Below are 17,169 nucleotides of genomic sequence, written 5' to 3'. Positions count from 1 at the left end.
CCCGAACTGGGAGTGGCCCATTCCTATAAGCGACAGGGCCACTTCCCGAAGGGGCTTGCCCACCCACCCCCACAACACAACAAGGCCCGCTTCCTGAATGGGAAGCGGGCCTTGCGTTTACGACTGGAGAGTCGTGGAGGGGCTTACTTGGCCCGCTCCAGGACCTCGACCAGACGCCACCGCTTGGTGGCGGACAGCGGACGGGTCTCCATCAGCTGCACGCGGTCGCCGACATTGGCGATCTCGTTCTCGTCGTGGGCCTTGACCTTCGAGGTGGTGCGGATGATCTTGCCGTAAAGACGGTGCTTCACGCGATCTTCCAGCTCGACCACGATGGTCTTGTTCATCTTGTCGGAGACGACGTAGCCGATGCGCACCTTGCGCGAGCCACGCTCCTCCTGCTTGGCCGGCGTCTTGGCCGGGCCCTTTACGTCGCTCATGCGGCGTCTCCCTTGCCTTCAGGACCGGTGGCCAGGCCGAGCTCGCGCTCCCGCATGACCGTGTAGATGCGCGCGATCTCGTGGCGGACCACACGCAGGCGACGGTTGTTCTGCAACTGACCGGTCGCCATCTGGAAGCGCAGGTTGAACAGCTCTTCCTTGGATTCGCGCAGCTTGGCGACGAGCTCTTCCTCAGAAAGCTCGCGCAGCTCTGCAGCCGGAGTTCCGGTAGCCATCAGAACTGCTCCTCTCGCGTCACGATCCGGCACTTCATCGGGAGCTTGTGCATCGCGCGGCGCAGGGCCTCACGAGCGGTCTCCTCGTTCGGGTAGGAAAGCTCGAACATGACCCGGCCGGGCTTCACGTTCGCGACCCACCACTCGGGCGAACCCTTACCGGAACCCATGCGGGTTTCGGCCGGCTTCTTGGTGAGCGGGCGGTCCGGGTAGATGTTGATCCAGACCTTGCCGCCACGCTTGATGTGGCGGGTCATCGCGATACGCGCCGACTCGATCTGACGGTTGGTCACGTAGGCCGGCTCCAGCGCCTGGATGCCGTACTCGCCGAACGCAACCGCGGTGCCGCCCTTGGCCATGCCGGAGCGACCCGGGTGATGCTGCTTGCGGTGCTTGACCTTGCGGGGCATCAGCATTGGTCAGCCCTCCTGATTCTCTGCCGGAGCCTCCGCCACAGCGGTGGCGGCGCGGCCGGCCTCAGTGCTGGTCGCCGTGGTGCCCTGGGCGCCGCTGCGACGCGGACGGCTCGGGCGCTCACGACGCTCACGGCGATCACGATCACCGGACGGAGCCGCGGAGGCGGTGACCTCACGCTTGCCGCCGACGATGTCGCCCTTGTAGATCCAGACCTTCACGCCGATGCGACCGAAGGTGGTCTTCGCCTCGTACAGGCCGTAGTCGATGTCGGCGCGCAGCGTGTGCAGCGGCACGCGACCCTCGCGGTAGAACTCCGAGCGCGACATTTCCGCGCCGCCGAGACGGCCGGAGCACTGCACACGGATGCCCTTGACGTTCGGCGAACGCATGGCCGACTGAATGGCCTTGCGCATCGCGCGACGGAACGCCACACGGTTCGACAGCTGCTCGGCCACACCCTGGGCAACCAGCTGCGCATCCGACTCGGGGTTCTTGACCTCGAGGATGTTCAGCTGAACCTGCTTCTTGGTGAGCTTCTCCAGCTCGGCGCGAATGCGGTCGGCCTCGGCGCCGCGACGGCCGATCACGATGCCCGGACGCGCGGTGTGGATGTCCACACGCACGCGGTCACGGGTGCGCTCGATCTCGACCTTCGAGATGCCGGCCCGCTCCATGCCATTGGCGAGGAGCTTGCGGATGGCGACGTCTTCCTTCACGTAGTCCGCGTACTGCTTGTCCGCGTACCAACGCGACTTCCAGTCGGTGGTGATGCCGAGGCGGAAGCCATGGGGGTTGATCTTCTGTCCCATTTACTTTGCCCCTCCCTTCCGGTTACGAGTGGCACCGGCAGTGGGCACGCTCTCGACCTCGATGGTGATGTGGCTGGTGCGCTTGCGGATCCGGAACGCGCGGCCCTGGGCACGCGGCTGGAAACGCTTCATGGTCGCGCCCTCGTCGACGAACGCGGTCGAGATGACCAGCGTGGCCGGGTTCAGGCCCAGGTTGTTCTCGGCGTTGGCCGCGGCCGAAGCGACGACCTTGGCCACCGGCTCGCTGGCGGCCTGCGGGGCGAACCGCAGGATGTTCAGCGCGTCCTCGACCCGCTTGCCGCGAACCATGTCCACAACGCGGCGAGCCTTCATCGGCGTCACGCGAACGTGCTTGGCGGTCGCGCGCGCGGTCGGATTCTGAATGTCAGTCATCGCCGCTTGCTCTTCCGATCTTCCTTGACGTGGCTCTTGAACGTGCGGGTGGGAGCGAACTCACCCAGCTTGTGTCCAACCATGTTCTCGGAGACGAACACCGGCACGTGCTTGCGGCCGTCGTGGACCGAGAACGTGTGGCCGATGAAGTCCGGGATGATGGTGGAACGACGCGACCAGGTCTTGATGACCTGCTTCGTGCCCTTCTCGTTCTGAACGTCCACCTTCTTGAGGAGGTGTTCGTCGACGAACGGGCCCTTCTTCAGGCTACGTGGCATGTCTAACCTCCTCCTTAACGCTTCTTGCCGCGGCGGCGGACGATGAGCTTGTCGCTCGGACGGTTGGGCTTGCGGGTACGGCCCTCAGGCTGGCCCCACGGCGAGACCGGGTGGCGACCACCGGAGGTCTTGCCCTCACCACCACCATGCGGGTGGTCGACCGGGTTCATGACCACACCACGCACGGTCGGGCGGACGCCCTTCCAGCGCATACGGCCGGCCTTGCCCCAGTTGATGTTCGACTGCTCGGCATTGCCGACCTCGCCGATGGTGGCGCGGCAGCGCACATCGACGCGACGGATCTCGCCGGAGGGCATACGCAGGACGGCGTAGGCGCCTTCCTTACCCAGCAGCTGGATGCTCATGCCGGCGGCACGGGCCATCTTGGCGCCGCCACCCGGACGCAGCTCCACCGCGTGAATGGTGGTACCGGTCGGGATCGAGCGCAGCGGCAGGTTGTTGCCGGGCTTGATGTCGGCGGCCGGGCCGGACTCGATCTTCGTGCCCTGGGCGATGCCCTTGGGCGCGATGATGTAGCGCTTCTCGCCGTCCGCGTAGTGCAGCAGGGCGATGTTCGCGGTCCGGTTGGGGTCGTACTCGATGTGCGCGACCTTGGCCGGGATGCCGTCCTTGTCCAGTCGACGGAAGTCGATCAGACGGTAGGCGCGCTTGTGGCCGCCACCCTTGTGACGAGTGGTGATGCGGCCCTGAGCGTTACGGCCACCGGTCTTGGTGAGCGGACGCAGCAGCGACTTCTCGGGGGTCGAGCGGGTGATCTCGGCGAAGTCCGAGACCGAAGCACCGCGGCGACCCGGGGTCGTCGGCTTGTACTTACGGATTGCCATGAGTTCTTCTCTACTTTCTGAAGTCCCCGCCGCTTACGCGACCGGGCCTCCGAAGATCTCGATGGGCTTGCTGTCGGCCGAGATGGTCACGAGCGCGCGCTTGGTGCTCTTGCGCTGGCCGTAACCGAAGCGGGTCCGCTTGCGCTTGCCCTGACGGTTGGCGGTATTGACGCTGGTCACCTTGACGCCGAAAACCTTCTCGACGGCGATCTTGATCTGCGTCTTGTTCGAGTCCGGGTGCACGATGAAGGTGTAGGTGCCTTCTTCGATCAGTCCGTAGGACTTCTCGGAGATCACCGGCGCGAGCAGGATGTCGCGGGGGTCGGCGATGGTGGTCACTTGCTCTCCTCCTGTGCAGCTTCGGCGGGGCCGTGCACGAAGGCGTTGAGCGCCTCGACCGAGAACACGACCTCGTCCGACTTCAGGACGTCGTAGGTGTTCAGCTGGTCCGGGGCGATCGGGTGCACGCCCTGCAGGTTCGCCACGCTCTTCCACGCGGTCACATCTTCACGGCCGACCACGACCAGGATGTTCTTCCGCTCCGACAGCTCGGCGAGGAAGGACTTGGCGGTCTTGGTGGACGGGGTCTGACCCGACACCAGCTCCGTGATGACGTGGATGCGCTCGTTGCGGGCCCGGTCCGACAGGGCGCCACGCAGCGCGGCGACCTTCATCTTCTTGGGCAGGCGCTGGGTGTAGTCGCGCGGCTGCGGGCCGTGCACGGTGCCACCGCCGGCGAACTGCGGCGCACGGGTCGAACCCTGGCGGGCGCGGCCGGTGCCCTTCTGCCGGTACGGCTTCTTGCCACCGCCGGAGACCATGCCCCGGGTCTTGGTGGCGTGCGTGCCCTGGCGAGCCGCGGCCTGCTGGGCCACGACGACCTGGTGCATCAGCGCGATGTTGGCGGTCACGTCGAAGATCTCCGCGGGGAGCTCGACGGTGCCTTCGGTCTTGCCGCCGGCAGCCTTCACCGGAAGCGTCAGGTTGGTCTTCTTCTCAGTGCTCACAGCGCTCACGCCCGGGCACCACCCTTCACTGCACTCTTGACGATCACGATGCCGCCGGTGCGACCCGGGATCGCGCCCTTGATCAGCAGCAGGCCGTTCTCGGCGTCCACCTTGTGGACCGAGAGGTTCTGCGTGGTGACGCGGTCGTTGCCCATACGGCCCGACATGCGCATGCCCTTGAACACGCGACCCGGGGTGGAGCAACCGCCGATGGAACCCGGACGACGGTGCACGGCCTGCGCACCGTGCGAGGCGCCCTGGCCACGGAAGCCGTGGCGCTTCATGGTGCCCGCGAAGCCCTTGCCCTTGGAGGTGCCGGTGACGTCGACGTAGCTGCCCTCTTCGAAGGCGTCCGCGTTGATCTCCTGGCCGACCTCGAAGGCCGAGGCGTCGGCGACGCGGAGCTCCGCGATGTGGCGACGCGGGGTGACGCCGGCCTTGGCGAACTGGCCGGAGACCGGCTTGTTCACCTTGCGCGGGTCGATGGCGCCGAAGGCGACCTGGACGGCGGAGTAGCCGTCGCGCTCAACGGTGCGAATCTGCGTAACGACGTTCGGGCCGGCCTTGACGACGGTCACCGGAACGACGCGGTTCTTTTCGTCGAAGACCTGGGTCATGCCGAGCTTGGTGCCCAGGATGCCCGCGGCCGGACGAGTCTTGTTGTCAGTCATATTCGAAGTCCCCGTCACTGAATGTTGACGTCGACGCTGGCCGGCAGGTCGATGCGCATGAGCGCGTCAACCGTCTTCGGCGTCGGGTCGAGGATGTCGATAAGCCGCTTGTGCGTACGCATCTCGAAGTGTTCGCGCGAGTCCTTGTACTTGTGCGGCGAACGGATGACGCAGTACACGTTCTTCTCGGTCGGCAACGGCACCGGACCGACGACACGTGCGCCGGTGCGGGTCACCGTCTCGACGATCTTGCGCGCAGACGCGTCGATCGCCTCATGGTCGTAGGCCTTGAGCCTGATGCGGATCTTCTGTCCCGCCACGCTGAGTGTCCTTTTCTCCGCTTGCGTTGTGCCCCAGAAGCTCTCGCTTCCAAGACACCCTCATTTGCACAGCCCGAACACACGAAGACGCATCAGCCACCACACGACCGGCCCTTGGGCCCGATCCATCGCCGCTGTTCATCTGTCATGGTTCATCCGGTCCACGCGGTCGGGCGTGTCGCCTCGCCGCTCATTCCTCGGCCCCGGAGATAAATCCTCTATGGCCTCGGAACATTGTCCCGGACGCACCCACGCCGCAATCAGCGGGGTGCAAAATTGGGTCATACTCACCCGCCACCTGCACGTTTCCAACGGAAACGACGCAACCTGGTGCGGGCAACCCGAATAGTATGCCTCGAGGCGCAACCCGAGTTCAAATCGCCCCCTCCCCCACCCGATCCCCCAATGGCCCTGCTCACATCGGGTGCGACCGAGTGACCCGCCCGGGCGCGTCACGCCGGTGAGTCCCCATCAATCACTCGGACTACGTGTCGGACCGCGAGTAGGCTCCGAAGTATGGCAAAGATGACGGTTCGACTGCCCGACGACCTAACCGAAGCGATCAAGGCAGAGGCGAACGGCAACGTTTCCGCGTGGGTGGCGAAGGTGTGCGAAGAGGCCCTGCTCCGCGCCGCCGTCCGTATGGAACTGGCCGCCGAACGCAAAGCACCTGCCGCGTTCATTTCCCATGAGGACCGCGACGCAGAGATGGAGGAATTCCGATCTTGAGCCATGCTCGCGGCGAGGTGCGCGCGTACCAGGCACTCGGACGCATCCGAAACGTTCTCATCGTCAGTGCGGATCCCGTCAACGCCGAGGGCGCGTGCGTCTGCATCGACGTGACCGACGTAGTGCCGATCAGCGAGAACGTCGCACTTTCACTAAGCGTCGCCGTCGGAAACGGCCTCTATGCCAAATGCCTGAACATCTCCCGCATCAACCCGGAAAACCTGCGAGAGCTGCTGTTTACCGCGGACGCGAACATCATGGACAGCATCGATCGAGCACTACGCCGACTGTTGAGCCTCCCGTAGTCACGTCTGGTGCCGAACTTACTTCAGAGTAAGATCGGCATTATGACGAACGAGACCGCCACCTACCGCGGCTGGAAGAAGCTCCCCGACAACCGCCTCGGCCACACCCTCTTCTCCCTGGGCATGGTGGCCCGAGTCCCCTACTTCGGCACCGTCCTCCCCACCGTCGTCCGCCTCGAACCCGGCCTCTGCGAAGTAACCGCCCCCAAATGGTTCGGCATCCACAACCACCTCAGCACCTTCCACGCCATCGCCGCCTGCAACCTCGCCGAAGTAGCCATGGGCATGCTCTCCGAAGCCACGGTCCCCGGCACCCACCGCTGGATCCCCAAAGCCATGAACGTCCAGTACCTGGCCAAAGCCAACTCCGGCCTCCGCGCAGTGGCAAAGCTCCCCGAAGTCCCCGACTTCGACAAGATCACCGAAGGCCAGGACCTGATCGTCCCCGTCTCCATCTACGACAAGTCCGGCCTGGAAGTAGTCCACGCCGACATCACCACCTGGGTGACGCCGAAGTAGTGGTGTTTACAGCGCTTTGATCTCGAGCGGGTCGGGGTCGAGGGGCTCCAGTGCCGATTGCGGGATGCAGGGCGAACTGCCCGTGATGCTCAAGGAGCCGTCTCCCTTGTCCGCGTCCTGGAGCTGCAAGGTGTAGCCGTCGCCGGTTTCCACGATGAGGATCCAGTCGGTGGAATTCACTGTCCGCCAATCATGTTCCTGCCAGACGCGCGTGATCCGGTCGAAGTAGTCCCTGGTTCCACCGGCTGGTAGACCGACGACCCAGTATGGGATGCGCACGTAGCGCGGACCGTCGGACTGGAGGTTGCCGTCCCAGCACGGCACGGTGAGCGGGTAGGGCTTGTCGAACTTCGCGAGCTGCGGATTGCCGGGCTCTTTCGACAGCGCTACTCCACCGGGGAGGCCCTTCAGGGTGTCTGTCATCAGTTCATAGACCCGCTGCTGTGCGCGTTGAGCCGTGAGGGAGCTGTCCACGTCCACGTCGTTGGATCCTTTCGAACCGCATCCGGTTGCGGCGGCCAACGCCACCGCGAGCATGACGACGAATCGAGCTCGGATCATTCGTAGTCCACCTTCCGGAGATCGCCGGCGATGATGTAGCCCATATTGACCAGCGACTTCGACTGGGGGTTCCAGTACTCGCTGTGCGCATCGGTGCTGTAGTCGTCTCCGGCACCGATCAGCTGCGTCGGAATGAATGCCAGGCTGTGGGTGAGAGCCGGGATCAGCACACCACGCGTGCCCGGGTCGGATGTGAATGTCTGAGCCCCGAATTTCGAGTCGGTGGGGTCGCGACCGTAGTCGTCGGTCCATGGCGACCAGGAAACCTTCGGGTACAGCGGGACGGGATCGTTCTCCGCCTTCGTGGCGAAAACATGCAGGTACTCCTGCCCATCGGGCACGCCCGTCAGACTGAGATCGGTCGCGTGGTCGACGGTGGTGCCCGGACTTGCCACGAAGACCACTGCGTCGGCGTCCAACGTCCGGCCATGTGAGGCCGCATCGCCGACCACGGTGGTTCCGTAACTGTGCCCGAGCACGGTATTCCGGGACGGCGGCCCTTCGTGCGTGACGCGCAGGCCCTCTTGGAATCGGTCCAGCGCGGGTGCCGCCGCATCGGCGTACTTCTGATCGGTCGCATCACCGAGCCCGGGTGGCGCGTCATAACCGAACCAGGCGATTGTCACCGGTTTCGGAGCGCCCCCGGCCTTGGCCTGTTCCGTCATCAGATCGACGCGCTCCATATCCGCACCCATCTTCGACGGCTCGGAACCGGTGCCCGGAACGTAGGTTGTGACGTGGCTTGCGGTATCGGGATTGCCGTCGGCCACGGCGGTATGCACGCGGTCTCCGGTCTGGCTGTCCAGGTGCAGCAACAGCCGGTCGGGATCGTTCTTGTCCGCGAGGACCTCGTTGATCTTGCTGAGATCGTCGTGGCGATCCACCCGGCGCTGGGCGTTATCCCACTTCGCTTTCCATTCCGAGTAGCCGGATTGAGTTGCCAACCAGGAATCCGCCTCTTTGCTGGTTCCGGTGTACTTCGCCCAATCCGGATGCTGCGCGGTCAGTTGCGCGACCTCATTGTGAGCCGCTGCGGCACGGGTCAATTCGTCCTGGAGCTTCAGGCGGTTGTAGTGGTCGCGTTCGAGGTCGGGCATGCCGTCTCGGTTGCCGAGGTATTGGTCGTGGAGCCAGAGGGCGTCCTTGTCTTCTTGGGTGAGGGTGGCCCAGTAGTCGTGGAAGGTCTTTGGGTCGCCGGGGAGTTCGGCTTTGCCGTCGATGATGTCTTGGACCTGTTGGCTGCGTTCGCCGAGTTTTACCGGGAGGCCCGCCGGAAGCGTTTTGACGTCGCCGATGGATTGGAAGGCGGTGTCTATGGCGGTGGCGGTGTCTTCGATGATCTGGCCCAGGCCGGCTAGGGCTGCCTTGATGGGGGGTTCGTAGAAGTGTTTGGCTCGGTAGTCGAGGGCGGCTTGGGCTTTGGTGATGTCGTCGGCGGTGGCGTCGGCGGGGAGGGAGAGGCGGGCGTCGGGGGCGGTTACGGTGCCGTCTTCGGCGACTTTGAATTTTTGTTGTTCGGTTAGGTCGATGGCGGCGGTTGTCACCTGTTTGGCGGTGGTGATTTTGGATTGGCCGGTGGTGGCGGCGGTTGCGGCGGCGGTCAGGGCGTCTACTGCTTTGCGGGCGGTGGTGACGGTTTCGGTGGTGGCGGTGCGGGCGCGGTCGCCGGCTGCGCCTATCCAGTAGGCGGTGGAGGCTTCGTAGTCGCGGGTGGATTGGTCGAGGGCGAGTTGGAGGGTGTCGCGGAGGGTGGTCCACTCGGCTGCTTGGGGGGCGAGGGACTCGGGGGTGATGGCGTAGGCCTGGGATTTGGTGACGGGGGCGGCGGTCATGGCACCGGGAGGTGGGTGGTGGCCGACAGGATGTTCAGCCGCACGGCGTGGTCGGTGTGGTGGAAGGCGTCGACACAGAGCACGGTGTTGTTGCCGATTTTCTCCAGCGCCTGGCCCACAGCCTCGAAGGCGTCGGCGGTGTCCCGCGAGCGGGTGGCGCAGACGCTGCCCAAGCGGAAGCCGGTGAAGGCGGATGCGACGGCGGGGGCGGCGTGGCCGATGGGGTGGCCGCCGGGGGTGGCGGTCGCGAGGTCTTTGCCGTGGGTGCGCGTGGTGGTGGCCAGGGAGAGGGCGTCGGCCTGGTCGATGCTCAGGGAGTCGGCTAGTCGGCTGCTCATGGGGTCACCGGCCGGGTAGGTGCTGGGGTAGGGGGCGGTTCATGGCGTCGCGGGTCTGCCAGACGGCCTCGTCGATGTGGGGGTCGGCGCGGAATTCGGCCAGGGCGGTGCGGGCCCGGTCTCGGGCGGCGGCGAGGGCCTGGGCTGCGAGGGCGATGAGCTGGCGGCTGAGTTCGTCGCCGCCGAGGGACAGCGCGTCGTTGTCGACATGGATGATCAGGTCGCCGTCGGCGCAGGCGTCCACCCACAGCAGGCCGCTGCGGGATTGGGCGCGGGAGCGGGCCGTGGTCAGCGCTTCGGTGAGTTGGGCGGTGCGGTGTTCCAGTGGATCGCTGTCGTTCCTCATCGGACCCCCGGATCGGGTAGTAGCTCGAAGTTTGCACGATAGCAGGACCGCATGGATCGGGGCTGGTGAGACGGGGTGGGGGCTGGCGGGGAGCCAATAGGGACGGTTGAATGCGAGGCATGAGTGGCCGGGAGGTTGGCAGCGAGGCCGACGTGTGCGTGGTGGGGCTCGGCCCTACCGGGCGGGCGCTGGCGCATCGGGCGATGCGGGCGGGGTTGACGGTGGTGGCGGTGGATCCGCGGCCGGAGCGGTTGTGGGGGCCGACCTATTCGTGCTGGGTGGATGAGCTGCCGGAGTGGTTGCCGCAGAGTGCGATTGCCAGCCGGATCGAGAAGCCGGCGGTGTGGACCAAGACGGAGCATCGGATTCCGCGGCCGTATTGCGTGCTGTCCAAGCAGGGGTTGCGGGATGCGCTGCCGTTGGACGACGCCACGGTGATCGCCGCGCGGGCGCGGGCCGTCGAGGCGCATCGGGTGGAGCTGGCCGATGGGACCGAGGTGCGGGCGGCGGCGGTGTTCGATACCCGCGGGCAGGGGTCGCCGGGGAAGCGGCGCAGTGCCAGTGCGCACGGGATTTTCGTGGATGAGGATGTCGCCGCGCCCATGGTGACGCCGGGCGAAGGGCTCATGCTGGATTGGCGGGCGGAGAACGGGGCGGGGCCGAATGAGCCGCCGTCATTCCTTTATGCCGTGCCGCTGGGCGATGGGACCGTGATTTTCGAGGAGACCAGCCTGGGGTTGCGGGGTGGCATGCCGCAGCACGAGCTACGCAGGCGCACCTTGAATCGGCTTGCGGCGCATGGGATTCGACTGAAGGGTGAGGAGCCGACCGAGGCGGCGCACTATCCGCTCGATGATCGGCCGCCGAAAGCCGGTCTCGGGCAGGTGATTCCGTTCGGGTCGCGGGGCGGGATGATGCATCCGATCACCGGATACTGTGTGGCGGACTCGCTTTCGCTGGTCGATACCGCACTGAATGCGTTGCAGCAGGGCGCGGATCCGATCGAGGCCATGTGGCCCTGGCAGGCGCGGCTGGTGTACTGGATGCGGATGCGAGGCGTGTACGGACTGGGCCGGCTCACGACCGATCAGTCGATCGCCATGTTCGACGCGTTCTTCACGCGCCCGCCGCGGCAGCAGCGCGCGCTGTTGTCCGCGCACGACGATTACACGGCGCTGGGGTCGGCATTGTTCATGACGGTGGCGACGACCTGGCCGTTCCGGTGGCGGTACGACCTGGTCGGGTGGACGAACCGGAATCGCTGGGTGGACTGGGATTTCGGGCGTCCGGAGCCGGGCAGCCGGTGGGAGGTTCCCGATCACGAGGACTCCCCCACCCCCTGACGATCAGACCCAGTTCTCGATCCAGTACTTCCAGATAATGGGCGCGTAGCCGGCCAGCGGCGGCACCTTGATATCGCTGCCCGCGAGGGCGGCGCCGGTGTGGCGGCAGTCGAAGCGGCAGGAGAACTCGCTGTGCTCGATGACGTCCATGGGCAGGCCCACCTGGCGCAGCGCCCAGCCCATGCCGGGCACGCGCAGGGTCATGTCGAGGGTCTGCTTGGGCATGACCTCGACCAGATGCGGCGCGCCGGCCTCGTCGGCGAAGAGGTTGAAGACCTCGGCGACGGTCTGGCGGCGCGGATCGACCAGGTGGTAGGTGGTGTGGTCGGCATCGTGCTGATGGGCGATGTGATCGAGCGCCCGCGCCACGAAATCGACGGGGACGATATTGGTTTCGCCCAGCTTCGGAGCCACGACGGGCAGGATGCGCGGCAGCTGGGCGGCCATGCGCAGCAGGCGGAAGAAGTAGTACGGCCCGTCGATGCGATCGATCTCGCCGGTGCGGGAGTGGCCGATGACGATCGACGGACGGTAGATGCGCCACGGCACGCCCGATTCCCGCACGACCTGTTCGGCCTTCAGCATGGCGCGCTGATACGAGGTGGGCAGCAGTTGACCGACATCGAACATGTTCTCGGTGAACGCGCCCTCGAAGTCGCCCGCGACCTGCACCGTTGAAACATGGTGCAGCTGGCCCGCTTCCAAGGCGGCGGCCAGTTCGGTGACCCGCCGGGTCCCGCCGCCGGGCGGCACCGAGTCGTAGCCCGCCGCCAGATGAACGATGTGGTCGATCGACCCGCGATTCGCATCGATCCAGGCCGGATCGATGCCGAGCCCGGGTGCGCTGAGATCGCCGCGGACGGGCCGCACCCGCCCGGGTGCGTCCCACATCCGCATGCAGCGGTTGAAACGCAGCACCGAATCCTCCCCCGGCCGGACCAGGACATGGATATCGCCGTCGCGTTTGAGAAGTTCGGGGACAAGAAACCGACCAATAAACCCAGTCGCCCCGGTAACCAGGTAAGCCATGCGCCTACCCTATCGTGACGCAAGGCACACTCCGGTCAAGACCGGTCGGAACGGTCATACCCGGCGATCCGCACCGACATGCGGATCGCCGGGATTGGTCGAGGAGGAGCGGGCGGCTGGAATCGATTGGCAGGGAGTGCCGCTCAGGCCCCGGTTTCGGCCGCCTTGCGGTATCCGCGAATCGCCGGGTACGCGAAGACCACGATCATCCCGACCGTCCACGCCACCGTCTTGATCAGCGGCGTGGCGATCGGCCCGTCGTAGGCCAGCCCGCGCATGGCATCGATGGCCGTACTCATCGGCTGGTTCTCCACCGTCGCCTGCAACCACCGCGGGTACGCGAACACCGGCACGAATCCGGAGTTGAAGAACATCAGCAGCGTATTGATGATGCCGACGATGCTCACCAGCATCACGCCCTCGGAGAACGTGGCCAGCGCCGTCACCATGACCGCGAACCCGATGCCGAACAGGATCGGAATCCCGAGCATGGCAAGGGAAGCGGCGGGCCCGTACCAGAACTTGAAGCCCAGGCAGACCCCGACGACCAGCACGAACAGCGAGGTGACCAGGACCCGGACCGCCTCGGCCATGAGCCGCCCGGTCAGTCCGGCCGCGCGGTGCACGGGCATGGTCCAGAATCTGCCGAGCAGGCCGGTCGCCTTCTCGGCCTTGAACCCCAGCGCGCTCACCACCGACCCGGACATGGCCGCCACCAGCATGACCATCGGCGTGGTGCCGTAGATGCTGGGCATCCCGGTGGCCGCGGTGATCGAATCACCCAGCACCACACGGAACATGAGCAGCGTGGCCGCCGGGTAGATCAGCGTCTGAATGGTGGTCGCGGGGTCGCGCGCCCATCCGATCAGCAGTCGCTTGCACTGGATGAGGCTCTGCTCCACCCAGATCGACAGCGTCTTCTCCGACCGCGGCCGCACCCGCGGCAGCGGCTGATGCCCCGCCCAATCCTGGGCGGGAGTTTCGATGACAGCACTCATGATCGCCTCACACCCGCCCAGACCGCCAGCGGCGCGAAGACGACCGCGAGCCCGACCAACCACACCAAGGGCACCCAGAACACTTCCCAGGTGACGCCGCCCGCGGCCATGTCCCGCAGCGCGAAGGAGAATTGCGAAATCGGCTGATTGCGCACGAACGGCCGAATCCACGCGGGGAAGCCGGATTCCGGCACGAATCCGCAGGACAGCATGCCGAAGATCAAGGTCGGCAAGGTCAAGGCCTGACTCAGCGATTCCGGGCTCTTGGTCAGCGACCCGAGCGCGTCCGCGCCCAGCGCCAGCACGGTGCCGACGGCGAGGGAGAAACCGCAGAACAGCGCGGCCTGCCCCCAGCCGGCGTCGAACCGGAAGCCGATCATGTGCCCCCAGCCGATGGCCGCGATGAGCGAGACCACCGACCGCACCAGCCCGGCCGACACCCGCGACAGCAGCGGCACCAGCTTTCCGATGGGCATGGTCTGCATGCGCGTGTTCAGTCCGGTCATGGCTTCGAACGCCGCCAGCTGCGCATTCGACATCATGGTGAACGACATGGTCTGCAGCACGATGATCGGCATGACGAACTGCGCGTAGTCGATACCGCGGAACTGCATGACGTATTTGAGCGGCAGATAGAACCCGAGGGTGAACACCAGCGGCGTGATGACCGCGACGATGAGCTCGCCCTTGGTGGCCATGACCCAGACGATGCGCCCGGTCAGCGCCCGCCACTGCGCGAAGCTGGAGGGTTTGGCGTGCCCGACATCGGCGAACAGATCCCGGCGCGCCTCGACGGCGGGCGCGCTCATGCGGTGTCCCCGGAGTTCTCGGACTGCTCGGAGTGCCCCGAGTGCCCGGTGAGCGAGAGGAACACATCGTCGAGCGAGGGCCGCCGCAGCCCGATGTCGGCGAGTTGGATGCCGGCGCTGTCGAGCCGCCGCAGCGCCTCGGACAGCGTGGCCGCGCCCTCCGGCGCCGGAATCGAAAGCCGGTCGCTGCCAGCGATTTCCGCCCGCACCGCGGCCGGCACCAGATCGCCCAGCGCGTCGGCGACCTTGCTCAGGTGCGACGGGTCCAGCGGCACGATCTCGCAGTAGCTGCCGCCGGTCTTCTCCTTGAGCGCGTCCGCGGTGCCCTCGGCGATGACGGTGCCCTTGTCGATGACGATGATGTTGTCGCTGAGCACGTCGGCCTCTTCGAGGTACTGCGTGGTCAGCAGGACGGTGATGCCCTGGTTCTTGAGCGCGGTCACCAGATCCCAGACGCCCTGGCGGCTGCGCGGATCCAGACCGGTGGTGGGTTCGTCGAGGAAGACGACCTCGGGCCGGACCACCAGCCCGCAGGCGATGTCGACGCGGCGGCGCATACCGCCGGAGTAGTGCCGCACGGCCCGCCGCCCGGCGCTGGTGAGATCGAATTCCTCGAGCAGGGTGTCGGCGCGTTGCCGCGCGTCCTTGCGCCCGAGGCCCATGAGCCGCCCGAACAGTTCGAGGTTCTCGCGCCCGGAAAGGTTTTCGTCGAGCGCCGCGTACTGTCCGGTCATCATGATGGAGCGCCGGACCGCGGCGGGATCCTTGCGCACATCGTGCCCGGCGATCCGCGCGATGCCGGAGTCCGGCCGCAGCAGGGTCGACAGGATCTTGACCGTGGTGGTCTTGCCCGCGCCATTGGGTCCGAGAATGCCGAGCACGCGCCCGCGCTCGGCGGTGAAGCTGATGCCCTGCAGCGCGTGCACATCGCCGAAGGACTTGCGAACGTCTTCGACATATACCGCCGGTTCGCTCCCCGCGTGCTGTGCGTCGGCTGGTTGCGAATCCGGTTTGTCCAAGCTGGGCATCAACTCTCCACTATCGGCTGGGCGGGCAATCGAGTCACCCCGTTCGGCAGGTCCCCACATCCCTTCGGGGATGATCCGCTCCACCGCGGCTGATGTTACCGGCGCAACTGGTTCGGGGCCGTTTCTGATCTGAAGCGGCGCTCGGTAAAACGTGTCCTTGGTCACAAACCAATTGGTCTCCGCATAGCCGCTGTTCGTGGCACAGACCGGCCGGTATGCAGGAATTTCGCTGCCTTGTCGCATCTGCGCCTCGAACCATAGTCTGGCCTCACGGGGAGACATTCACATGGCCACGAGAGGGTAACCATGGCCGAGTCCGCGCAGTCGCGAGCACCAGAGCCTGCCGGGCCGCGAACACCAGGACCCACCGGGCGCACCGCAGGACGCACCACCGCCGGCCGGGCCAAGGTGCTGACCTCCTTCGATCCGCGCACCGGGGAGGTCGTCGGCGATTTCGCCATGATGGGCGCGGGCGAGCTGACCCGCGCCGTGCGCTCCGCCCGCACCGCCGAACAGTGGTGGGCGGCAATCGGATTCGCCGGCCGCAAGCGCTGGCTGCTGGATTGGAAGCGCACCATCGCGCGCGGCACCCGCGATCTGGTGGAGCTGGTCAGCAGCGAGACCGGCAAGCCGCGCATGGACGCCGCCATCGAGGTGACGCTCGCGGTCGAACATCTGGATTGGGTTGCGCGCCATGCCGAGCGGACGCTGGGCCGGTCCACCCGGGCCGCCGCGTGGTTGCGCCGCGACCGGCCCGGCACCGTCGGCCACCTGCCGCTGGGCGTGGTGGGCGTGCTCGGGCCCTGGCACAATCCGGTTCTCACCCCGATGAATTCGATCGCCGCCGCCATGGGCGCGGGCAATGCGGTGGTCTTCAAACCCAGTGAGCTCACCCCCGGCGTCGGCGCCTGGCTCGCCGACACCTGGACCCGGCTCGCACCGAATCAGCCTGTGCTCCAAGTGGTCACCGGTGACAGCGGAACCGCCGCCGCACTCTGCCGGGCCCGGCTGGACAAGATCACCTACACCGGCTCCGCCGCGGGCGCGCGCGAGGTGCGGGCACTGTGCGCGCAATCGGCCACTCCCCTGATCGTCGAGGAGAGCGGCCGCGGATCCATGGTGGTCCAGGTCGATGCCCGCCTCGATACCGCCGCCGCGGCCGCGGTGTACGGCGCCATGGCCAACTCCGGCCAGCATCCGGCCGGTGTCCGATGCGTCTACGTGGCCGAATCGGTGTACGAGCCGTTCCTGGAAATGGTCGCCGATCAGGCCCGCCGCCTGCGTCCCGGCGCGGACCGCCGGGCCTCCTACGGTCCCATGGTGATCGAATCCCATATCGACACCGTGCGCCGTCAGGTCCGCGATGCCGTCGCCCGCGGCGGCCGCGCGGTGGTGGGCAGCCTCGAATCCCTGCGCGAACCCTATATCGAGCCCATTGTGCTCACCGAGGTCCCGGAGGTCAGCCTCGCCATTACCGGCGACGCCGTCGGCCCGGTGCTGGTGGTGAACCGCGTGGCCTCCATGGACGAGGCCGTCGAACGCGTGAACGCCCGCGAAAGACCGCTCCCGGTAGCGGTATTCACCCGCGACGTGCGCAGCGTGCCGGAGTTCGCGGTCCGGCTGCGCACCGATCTGGTGACGGTCAACAGCACCCCGGTCTACGGCGTGAACGGCCCGGGCCGCATTCGCGACGCCGATACGCTGCGCGAATTCGCCCGCGCCCAGACCATCACCGAGAAGCGGCGGGATCCGGCCGGGCTGGGGACCTTCGAGCATCAGCCGCGCCGGCTGCGCATGGCGCGGGCACTGTTCCGCTTCCGGCACCGCGTGTGAGATACCGTGCGATTACGGGCTGACGGTCGGATTTCTGGGGCCGGTCGCAACAAAAAGTTCGGTTACCCTTAAACTCCTGGTGT

Annotated in this window: 24 protein-coding genes; 5 read left to right on the top strand and 19 right to left on the bottom strand. The window is 66.6% G+C overall.

Annotated elements, in window-relative coordinates:
• Positions 1-143: 143 nt before the first annotated feature.
• From rpsQ to rpsJ, 11 genes are read right to left on the bottom strand one after another with little or no spacing between them, the layout of a single operon-like run.
• The gene (gene rpsQ / locus ACFVIV_RS02440) at positions 144-440 is read right to left on the bottom strand and encodes a 30S ribosomal protein S17 (RefSeq protein WP_379192964.1); all 297 of its coding nucleotides are present in this window, start codon (positions 438-440) and stop codon (positions 144-146) included.
• Entirely contained in the window at positions 437-676 is a 240-nt protein-coding gene (gene rpmC, locus ACFVIV_RS02435; protein ID WP_379192963.1) for a 50S ribosomal protein L29, read from the bottom strand. The genes rpsQ and rpmC overlap by 4 nt, the downstream gene beginning before the upstream one ends.
• Positions 676-1,092, bottom strand: coding sequence for a 50S ribosomal protein L16 (gene rplP, locus ACFVIV_RS02430; RefSeq protein WP_067543726.1), 417 nt, complete (start codon positions 1,090-1,092; stop codon positions 676-678). Before rplP ends, rpmC begins: the two co-directional genes overlap by 1 nt.
• Positions 1,093-1,095: 3 nt before the next feature.
• Positions 1,096-1,902, bottom strand: coding sequence for a 30S ribosomal protein S3 (gene rpsC / locus ACFVIV_RS02425; protein WP_379192962.1), 807 nt, complete (start codon positions 1,900-1,902; stop codon positions 1,096-1,098).
• On the bottom strand, positions 1,903-2,295 hold the full coding sequence (gene rplV, locus ACFVIV_RS02420; protein ID WP_379192961.1) for a 50S ribosomal protein L22: 393 nt from the start codon (positions 2,293-2,295) through the stop codon (positions 1,903-1,905).
• Positions 2,292-2,573, bottom strand: coding sequence for a 30S ribosomal protein S19 (gene rpsS, locus ACFVIV_RS02415; RefSeq protein ID WP_019931198.1), 282 nt, complete (start codon positions 2,571-2,573; stop codon positions 2,292-2,294). The genes rplV and rpsS overlap by 4 nt, the downstream gene beginning before the upstream one ends.
• A 14-nt stretch (positions 2,574-2,587) precedes the next feature.
• Positions 2,588-3,418, bottom strand: coding sequence for a 50S ribosomal protein L2 (gene rplB / locus ACFVIV_RS02410; RefSeq protein ID WP_379192960.1), 831 nt, complete (start codon positions 3,416-3,418; stop codon positions 2,588-2,590).
• A 33-nt stretch (positions 3,419-3,451) separates the two neighbouring features.
• Positions 3,452-3,757, bottom strand: coding sequence for a 50S ribosomal protein L23 (gene rplW / locus ACFVIV_RS02405; protein WP_379192959.1), 306 nt, complete (start codon positions 3,755-3,757; stop codon positions 3,452-3,454).
• On the bottom strand, positions 3,754-4,434 hold the full coding sequence (rplD, locus tag ACFVIV_RS02400; protein WP_379192958.1) for a 50S ribosomal protein L4: 681 nt from the start codon (positions 4,432-4,434) through the stop codon (positions 3,754-3,756). Before rplD ends, rplW begins: the two co-directional genes overlap by 4 nt.
• A complete protein-coding gene (gene rplC / locus ACFVIV_RS02395; RefSeq protein WP_067543715.1) occupies positions 4,431-5,096 on the bottom strand; it encodes a 50S ribosomal protein L3 in 666 nt (221 codons plus the stop codon). Before rplC ends, rplD begins: the two co-directional genes overlap by 4 nt.
• A 14-nt stretch (positions 5,097-5,110) precedes the next feature.
• The gene (rpsJ, locus tag ACFVIV_RS02390; protein ID WP_003938093.1) at positions 5,111-5,416 is read right to left on the bottom strand and encodes a 30S ribosomal protein S10; all 306 of its coding nucleotides are present in this window, start codon (positions 5,414-5,416) and stop codon (positions 5,111-5,113) included.
• A gap of 516 nt (positions 5,417-5,932) precedes the next feature.
• On the opposite strand from rpsJ, the gene ACFVIV_RS02385 reads away from it, so the two are divergent.
• Genes ACFVIV_RS02385 through ACFVIV_RS02375 form a run of 3 tightly spaced genes read left to right on the top strand, consistent with a single transcriptional unit; the run spans position 5,933 to position 6,969 of the window.
• A complete protein-coding gene (locus ACFVIV_RS02385) occupies positions 5,933-6,145 on the top strand; it encodes a hypothetical protein (protein ID WP_379192957.1) in 213 nt (70 codons plus the stop codon).
• Positions 6,142-6,450 carry a hypothetical protein gene (locus ACFVIV_RS02380; protein WP_379192956.1) on the top strand — a complete coding sequence of 103 codons (309 nt, stop codon included), beginning with the start codon at positions 6,142-6,144 and terminating at the stop codon, positions 6,448-6,450. The genes ACFVIV_RS02385 and ACFVIV_RS02380 overlap by 4 nt, the downstream gene beginning before the upstream one ends.
• 42 nt (positions 6,451-6,492) lie before the next feature.
• Positions 6,493-6,969, top strand: coding sequence for a hotdog fold domain-containing protein (locus ACFVIV_RS02375; protein WP_379192955.1), 477 nt, complete (start codon positions 6,493-6,495; stop codon positions 6,967-6,969).
• Between the two features lie 6 nt (positions 6,970-6,975).
• Here ACFVIV_RS02375 and ACFVIV_RS02370 read toward each other — a convergent pair whose 3' ends face one another.
• From ACFVIV_RS02370 to ACFVIV_RS02355, 4 genes are read right to left on the bottom strand one after another with little or no spacing between them, the layout of a single operon-like run.
• Positions 6,976-7,530 carry a hypothetical protein gene (locus ACFVIV_RS02370; RefSeq protein WP_379192954.1) on the bottom strand — a complete coding sequence of 185 codons (555 nt, stop codon included), beginning with the start codon at positions 7,528-7,530 and terminating at the stop codon, positions 6,976-6,978.
• Positions 7,527-9,362, bottom strand: coding sequence for an alpha/beta hydrolase (locus tag ACFVIV_RS02365; protein WP_379192953.1), 1,836 nt, complete (start codon positions 9,360-9,362; stop codon positions 7,527-7,529). The genes ACFVIV_RS02370 and ACFVIV_RS02365 overlap by 4 nt, the downstream gene beginning before the upstream one ends.
• Positions 9,359-9,700 carry a hypothetical protein gene (locus tag ACFVIV_RS02360; protein WP_379192952.1) on the bottom strand — a complete coding sequence of 114 codons (342 nt, stop codon included), beginning with the start codon at positions 9,698-9,700 and terminating at the stop codon, positions 9,359-9,361. The genes ACFVIV_RS02365 and ACFVIV_RS02360 overlap by 4 nt, the downstream gene beginning before the upstream one ends.
• Before the next feature lie 4 nt (positions 9,701-9,704).
• Positions 9,705-10,046, bottom strand: coding sequence for a hypothetical protein (locus ACFVIV_RS02355; RefSeq protein WP_379192951.1), 342 nt, complete (start codon positions 10,044-10,046; stop codon positions 9,705-9,707).
• A gap of 119 nt (positions 10,047-10,165) precedes the next feature.
• Here ACFVIV_RS02355 and ACFVIV_RS02350 point away from each other — a divergent pair, with 119 nt between their 5' ends.
• Positions 10,166-11,389 (top strand): lycopene cyclase family protein, encoded by a 1,224-nt coding sequence (locus ACFVIV_RS02350; protein WP_379192950.1) that lies wholly within the window; start codon positions 10,166-10,168, stop codon positions 11,387-11,389.
• 3 nt (positions 11,390-11,392) lie between these two features.
• Here the strand turns inward: ACFVIV_RS02350 and ACFVIV_RS02345 are convergent, their stop codons facing one another.
• The 4 genes from ACFVIV_RS02345 to ACFVIV_RS02330 all read right to left on the bottom strand — a co-directional run bounded on the left by ACFVIV_RS02345 (position 11,393) and on the right by ACFVIV_RS02330 (position 15,253).
• A complete protein-coding gene (locus ACFVIV_RS02345; RefSeq protein ID WP_379192949.1) occupies positions 11,393-12,418 on the bottom strand; it encodes an SDR family oxidoreductase in 1,026 nt (341 codons plus the stop codon).
• A gap of 143 nt (positions 12,419-12,561) precedes the next feature.
• A complete protein-coding gene (locus ACFVIV_RS02340) occupies positions 12,562-13,416 on the bottom strand; it encodes an ABC transporter permease (RefSeq protein ID WP_379192948.1) in 855 nt (284 codons plus the stop codon).
• Positions 13,413-14,225, bottom strand: coding sequence for an ABC transporter permease (locus ACFVIV_RS02335; RefSeq protein ID WP_379192947.1), 813 nt, complete (start codon positions 14,223-14,225; stop codon positions 13,413-13,415). Before ACFVIV_RS02335 ends, ACFVIV_RS02340 begins: the two co-directional genes overlap by 4 nt.
• Positions 14,222-15,253: an ATP-binding cassette domain-containing protein gene (locus ACFVIV_RS02330; protein WP_379192946.1), complete on the bottom strand. Its 1,032-nt coding sequence runs from the start codon at positions 15,251-15,253 to the stop codon at positions 14,222-14,224. Before ACFVIV_RS02330 ends, ACFVIV_RS02335 begins: the two co-directional genes overlap by 4 nt.
• Positions 15,254-15,559: 306 nt before the next feature.
• Here ACFVIV_RS02330 and ACFVIV_RS02325 point away from each other — a divergent pair, with 306 nt between their 5' ends.
• Positions 15,560-17,086: an aldehyde dehydrogenase family protein gene (locus ACFVIV_RS02325; RefSeq protein ID WP_379192945.1), complete on the top strand. Its 1,527-nt coding sequence runs from the start codon at positions 15,560-15,562 to the stop codon at positions 17,084-17,086.
• The last annotated feature ends 83 nt before the right edge of the window (positions 17,087-17,169 follow it).

It is taken from the genome of Nocardia sp. NPDC127526 (assembly GCF_042672265.1).
Classification (GTDB): domain Bacteria; phylum Actinomycetota; class Actinomycetes; order Mycobacteriales; family Mycobacteriaceae; genus Nocardia.
This window is presented reverse-complemented; position numbering and strand designations above follow the sequence as displayed.

Excerpts from the sequence above, each read along its gene's own strand:
- ACFVIV_RS02375 (WP_379192955.1), top strand. The coding sequence starts at position 6,493 with ATGACGAACGAGACCGCCACCTACCGCGGCTGGAAGAAGCTCCCCGAC.
- rpsC (WP_379192962.1), bottom strand. The coding sequence starts at position 1,902 with ATGGGACAGAAGATCAACCCCCATGGCTTCCGCCTCGGCATCACCACC.
- rpsS (WP_019931198.1), bottom strand. The coding sequence starts at position 2,573 with ATGCCACGTAGCCTGAAGAAGGGCCCGTTCGTCGACGAACACCTCCTC.
- rplC (WP_067543715.1), bottom strand. The coding sequence starts at position 5,096 with ATGACTGACAACAAGACTCGTCCGGCCGCGGGCATCCTGGGCACCAAG.
- ACFVIV_RS02370 (WP_379192954.1), bottom strand. The coding sequence starts at position 7,530 with ATGATCCGAGCTCGATTCGTCGTCATGCTCGCGGTGGCGTTGGCCGCC.
- rpmC (WP_379192963.1), bottom strand. The coding sequence starts at position 676 with ATGGCTACCGGAACTCCGGCTGCAGAGCTGCGCGAGCTTTCTGAGGAA.
- ACFVIV_RS02355 (WP_379192951.1), bottom strand. The coding sequence starts at position 10,046 with ATGAGGAACGACAGCGATCCACTGGAACACCGCACCGCCCAACTCACC.
- rpsQ (WP_379192964.1), bottom strand. The coding sequence starts at position 440 with ATGAGCGACGTAAAGGGCCCGGCCAAGACGCCGGCCAAGCAGGAGGAG.
- ACFVIV_RS02385 (WP_379192957.1), top strand. The coding sequence starts at position 5,933 with ATGGCAAAGATGACGGTTCGACTGCCCGACGACCTAACCGAAGCGATC.
- ACFVIV_RS02350 (WP_379192950.1), top strand. The coding sequence starts at position 10,166 with ATGAGTGGCCGGGAGGTTGGCAGCGAGGCCGACGTGTGCGTGGTGGGG.
- rplB (WP_379192960.1), bottom strand. The coding sequence starts at position 3,418 with ATGGCAATCCGTAAGTACAAGCCGACGACCCCGGGTCGCCGCGGTGCT.
- ACFVIV_RS02330 (WP_379192946.1), bottom strand. The coding sequence starts at position 15,253 with ATGCCCAGCTTGGACAAACCGGATTCGCAACCAGCCGACGCACAGCAC.
- rplP (WP_067543726.1), bottom strand. The coding sequence starts at position 1,092 with ATGCTGATGCCCCGCAAGGTCAAGCACCGCAAGCAGCATCACCCGGGT.
- ACFVIV_RS02340 (WP_379192948.1), bottom strand. The coding sequence starts at position 13,416 with ATGAGTGCTGTCATCGAAACTCCCGCCCAGGATTGGGCGGGGCATCAG.
- ACFVIV_RS02335 (WP_379192947.1), bottom strand. The coding sequence starts at position 14,225 with ATGAGCGCGCCCGCCGTCGAGGCGCGCCGGGATCTGTTCGCCGATGTC.
- ACFVIV_RS02325 (WP_379192945.1), top strand. The coding sequence starts at position 15,560 with ATGGCCGAGTCCGCGCAGTCGCGAGCACCAGAGCCTGCCGGGCCGCGA.
- rplV (WP_379192961.1), bottom strand. The coding sequence starts at position 2,295 with ATGACTGACATTCAGAATCCGACCGCGCGCGCGACCGCCAAGCACGTT.
- ACFVIV_RS02365 (WP_379192953.1), bottom strand. The coding sequence starts at position 9,362 with ATGACCGCCGCCCCCGTCACCAAATCCCAGGCCTACGCCATCACCCCC.
- ACFVIV_RS02345 (WP_379192949.1), bottom strand. The coding sequence starts at position 12,418 with ATGGCTTACCTGGTTACCGGGGCGACTGGGTTTATTGGTCGGTTTCTT.
- ACFVIV_RS02360 (WP_379192952.1), bottom strand. The coding sequence starts at position 9,700 with ATGAGCAGCCGACTAGCCGACTCCCTGAGCATCGACCAGGCCGACGCC.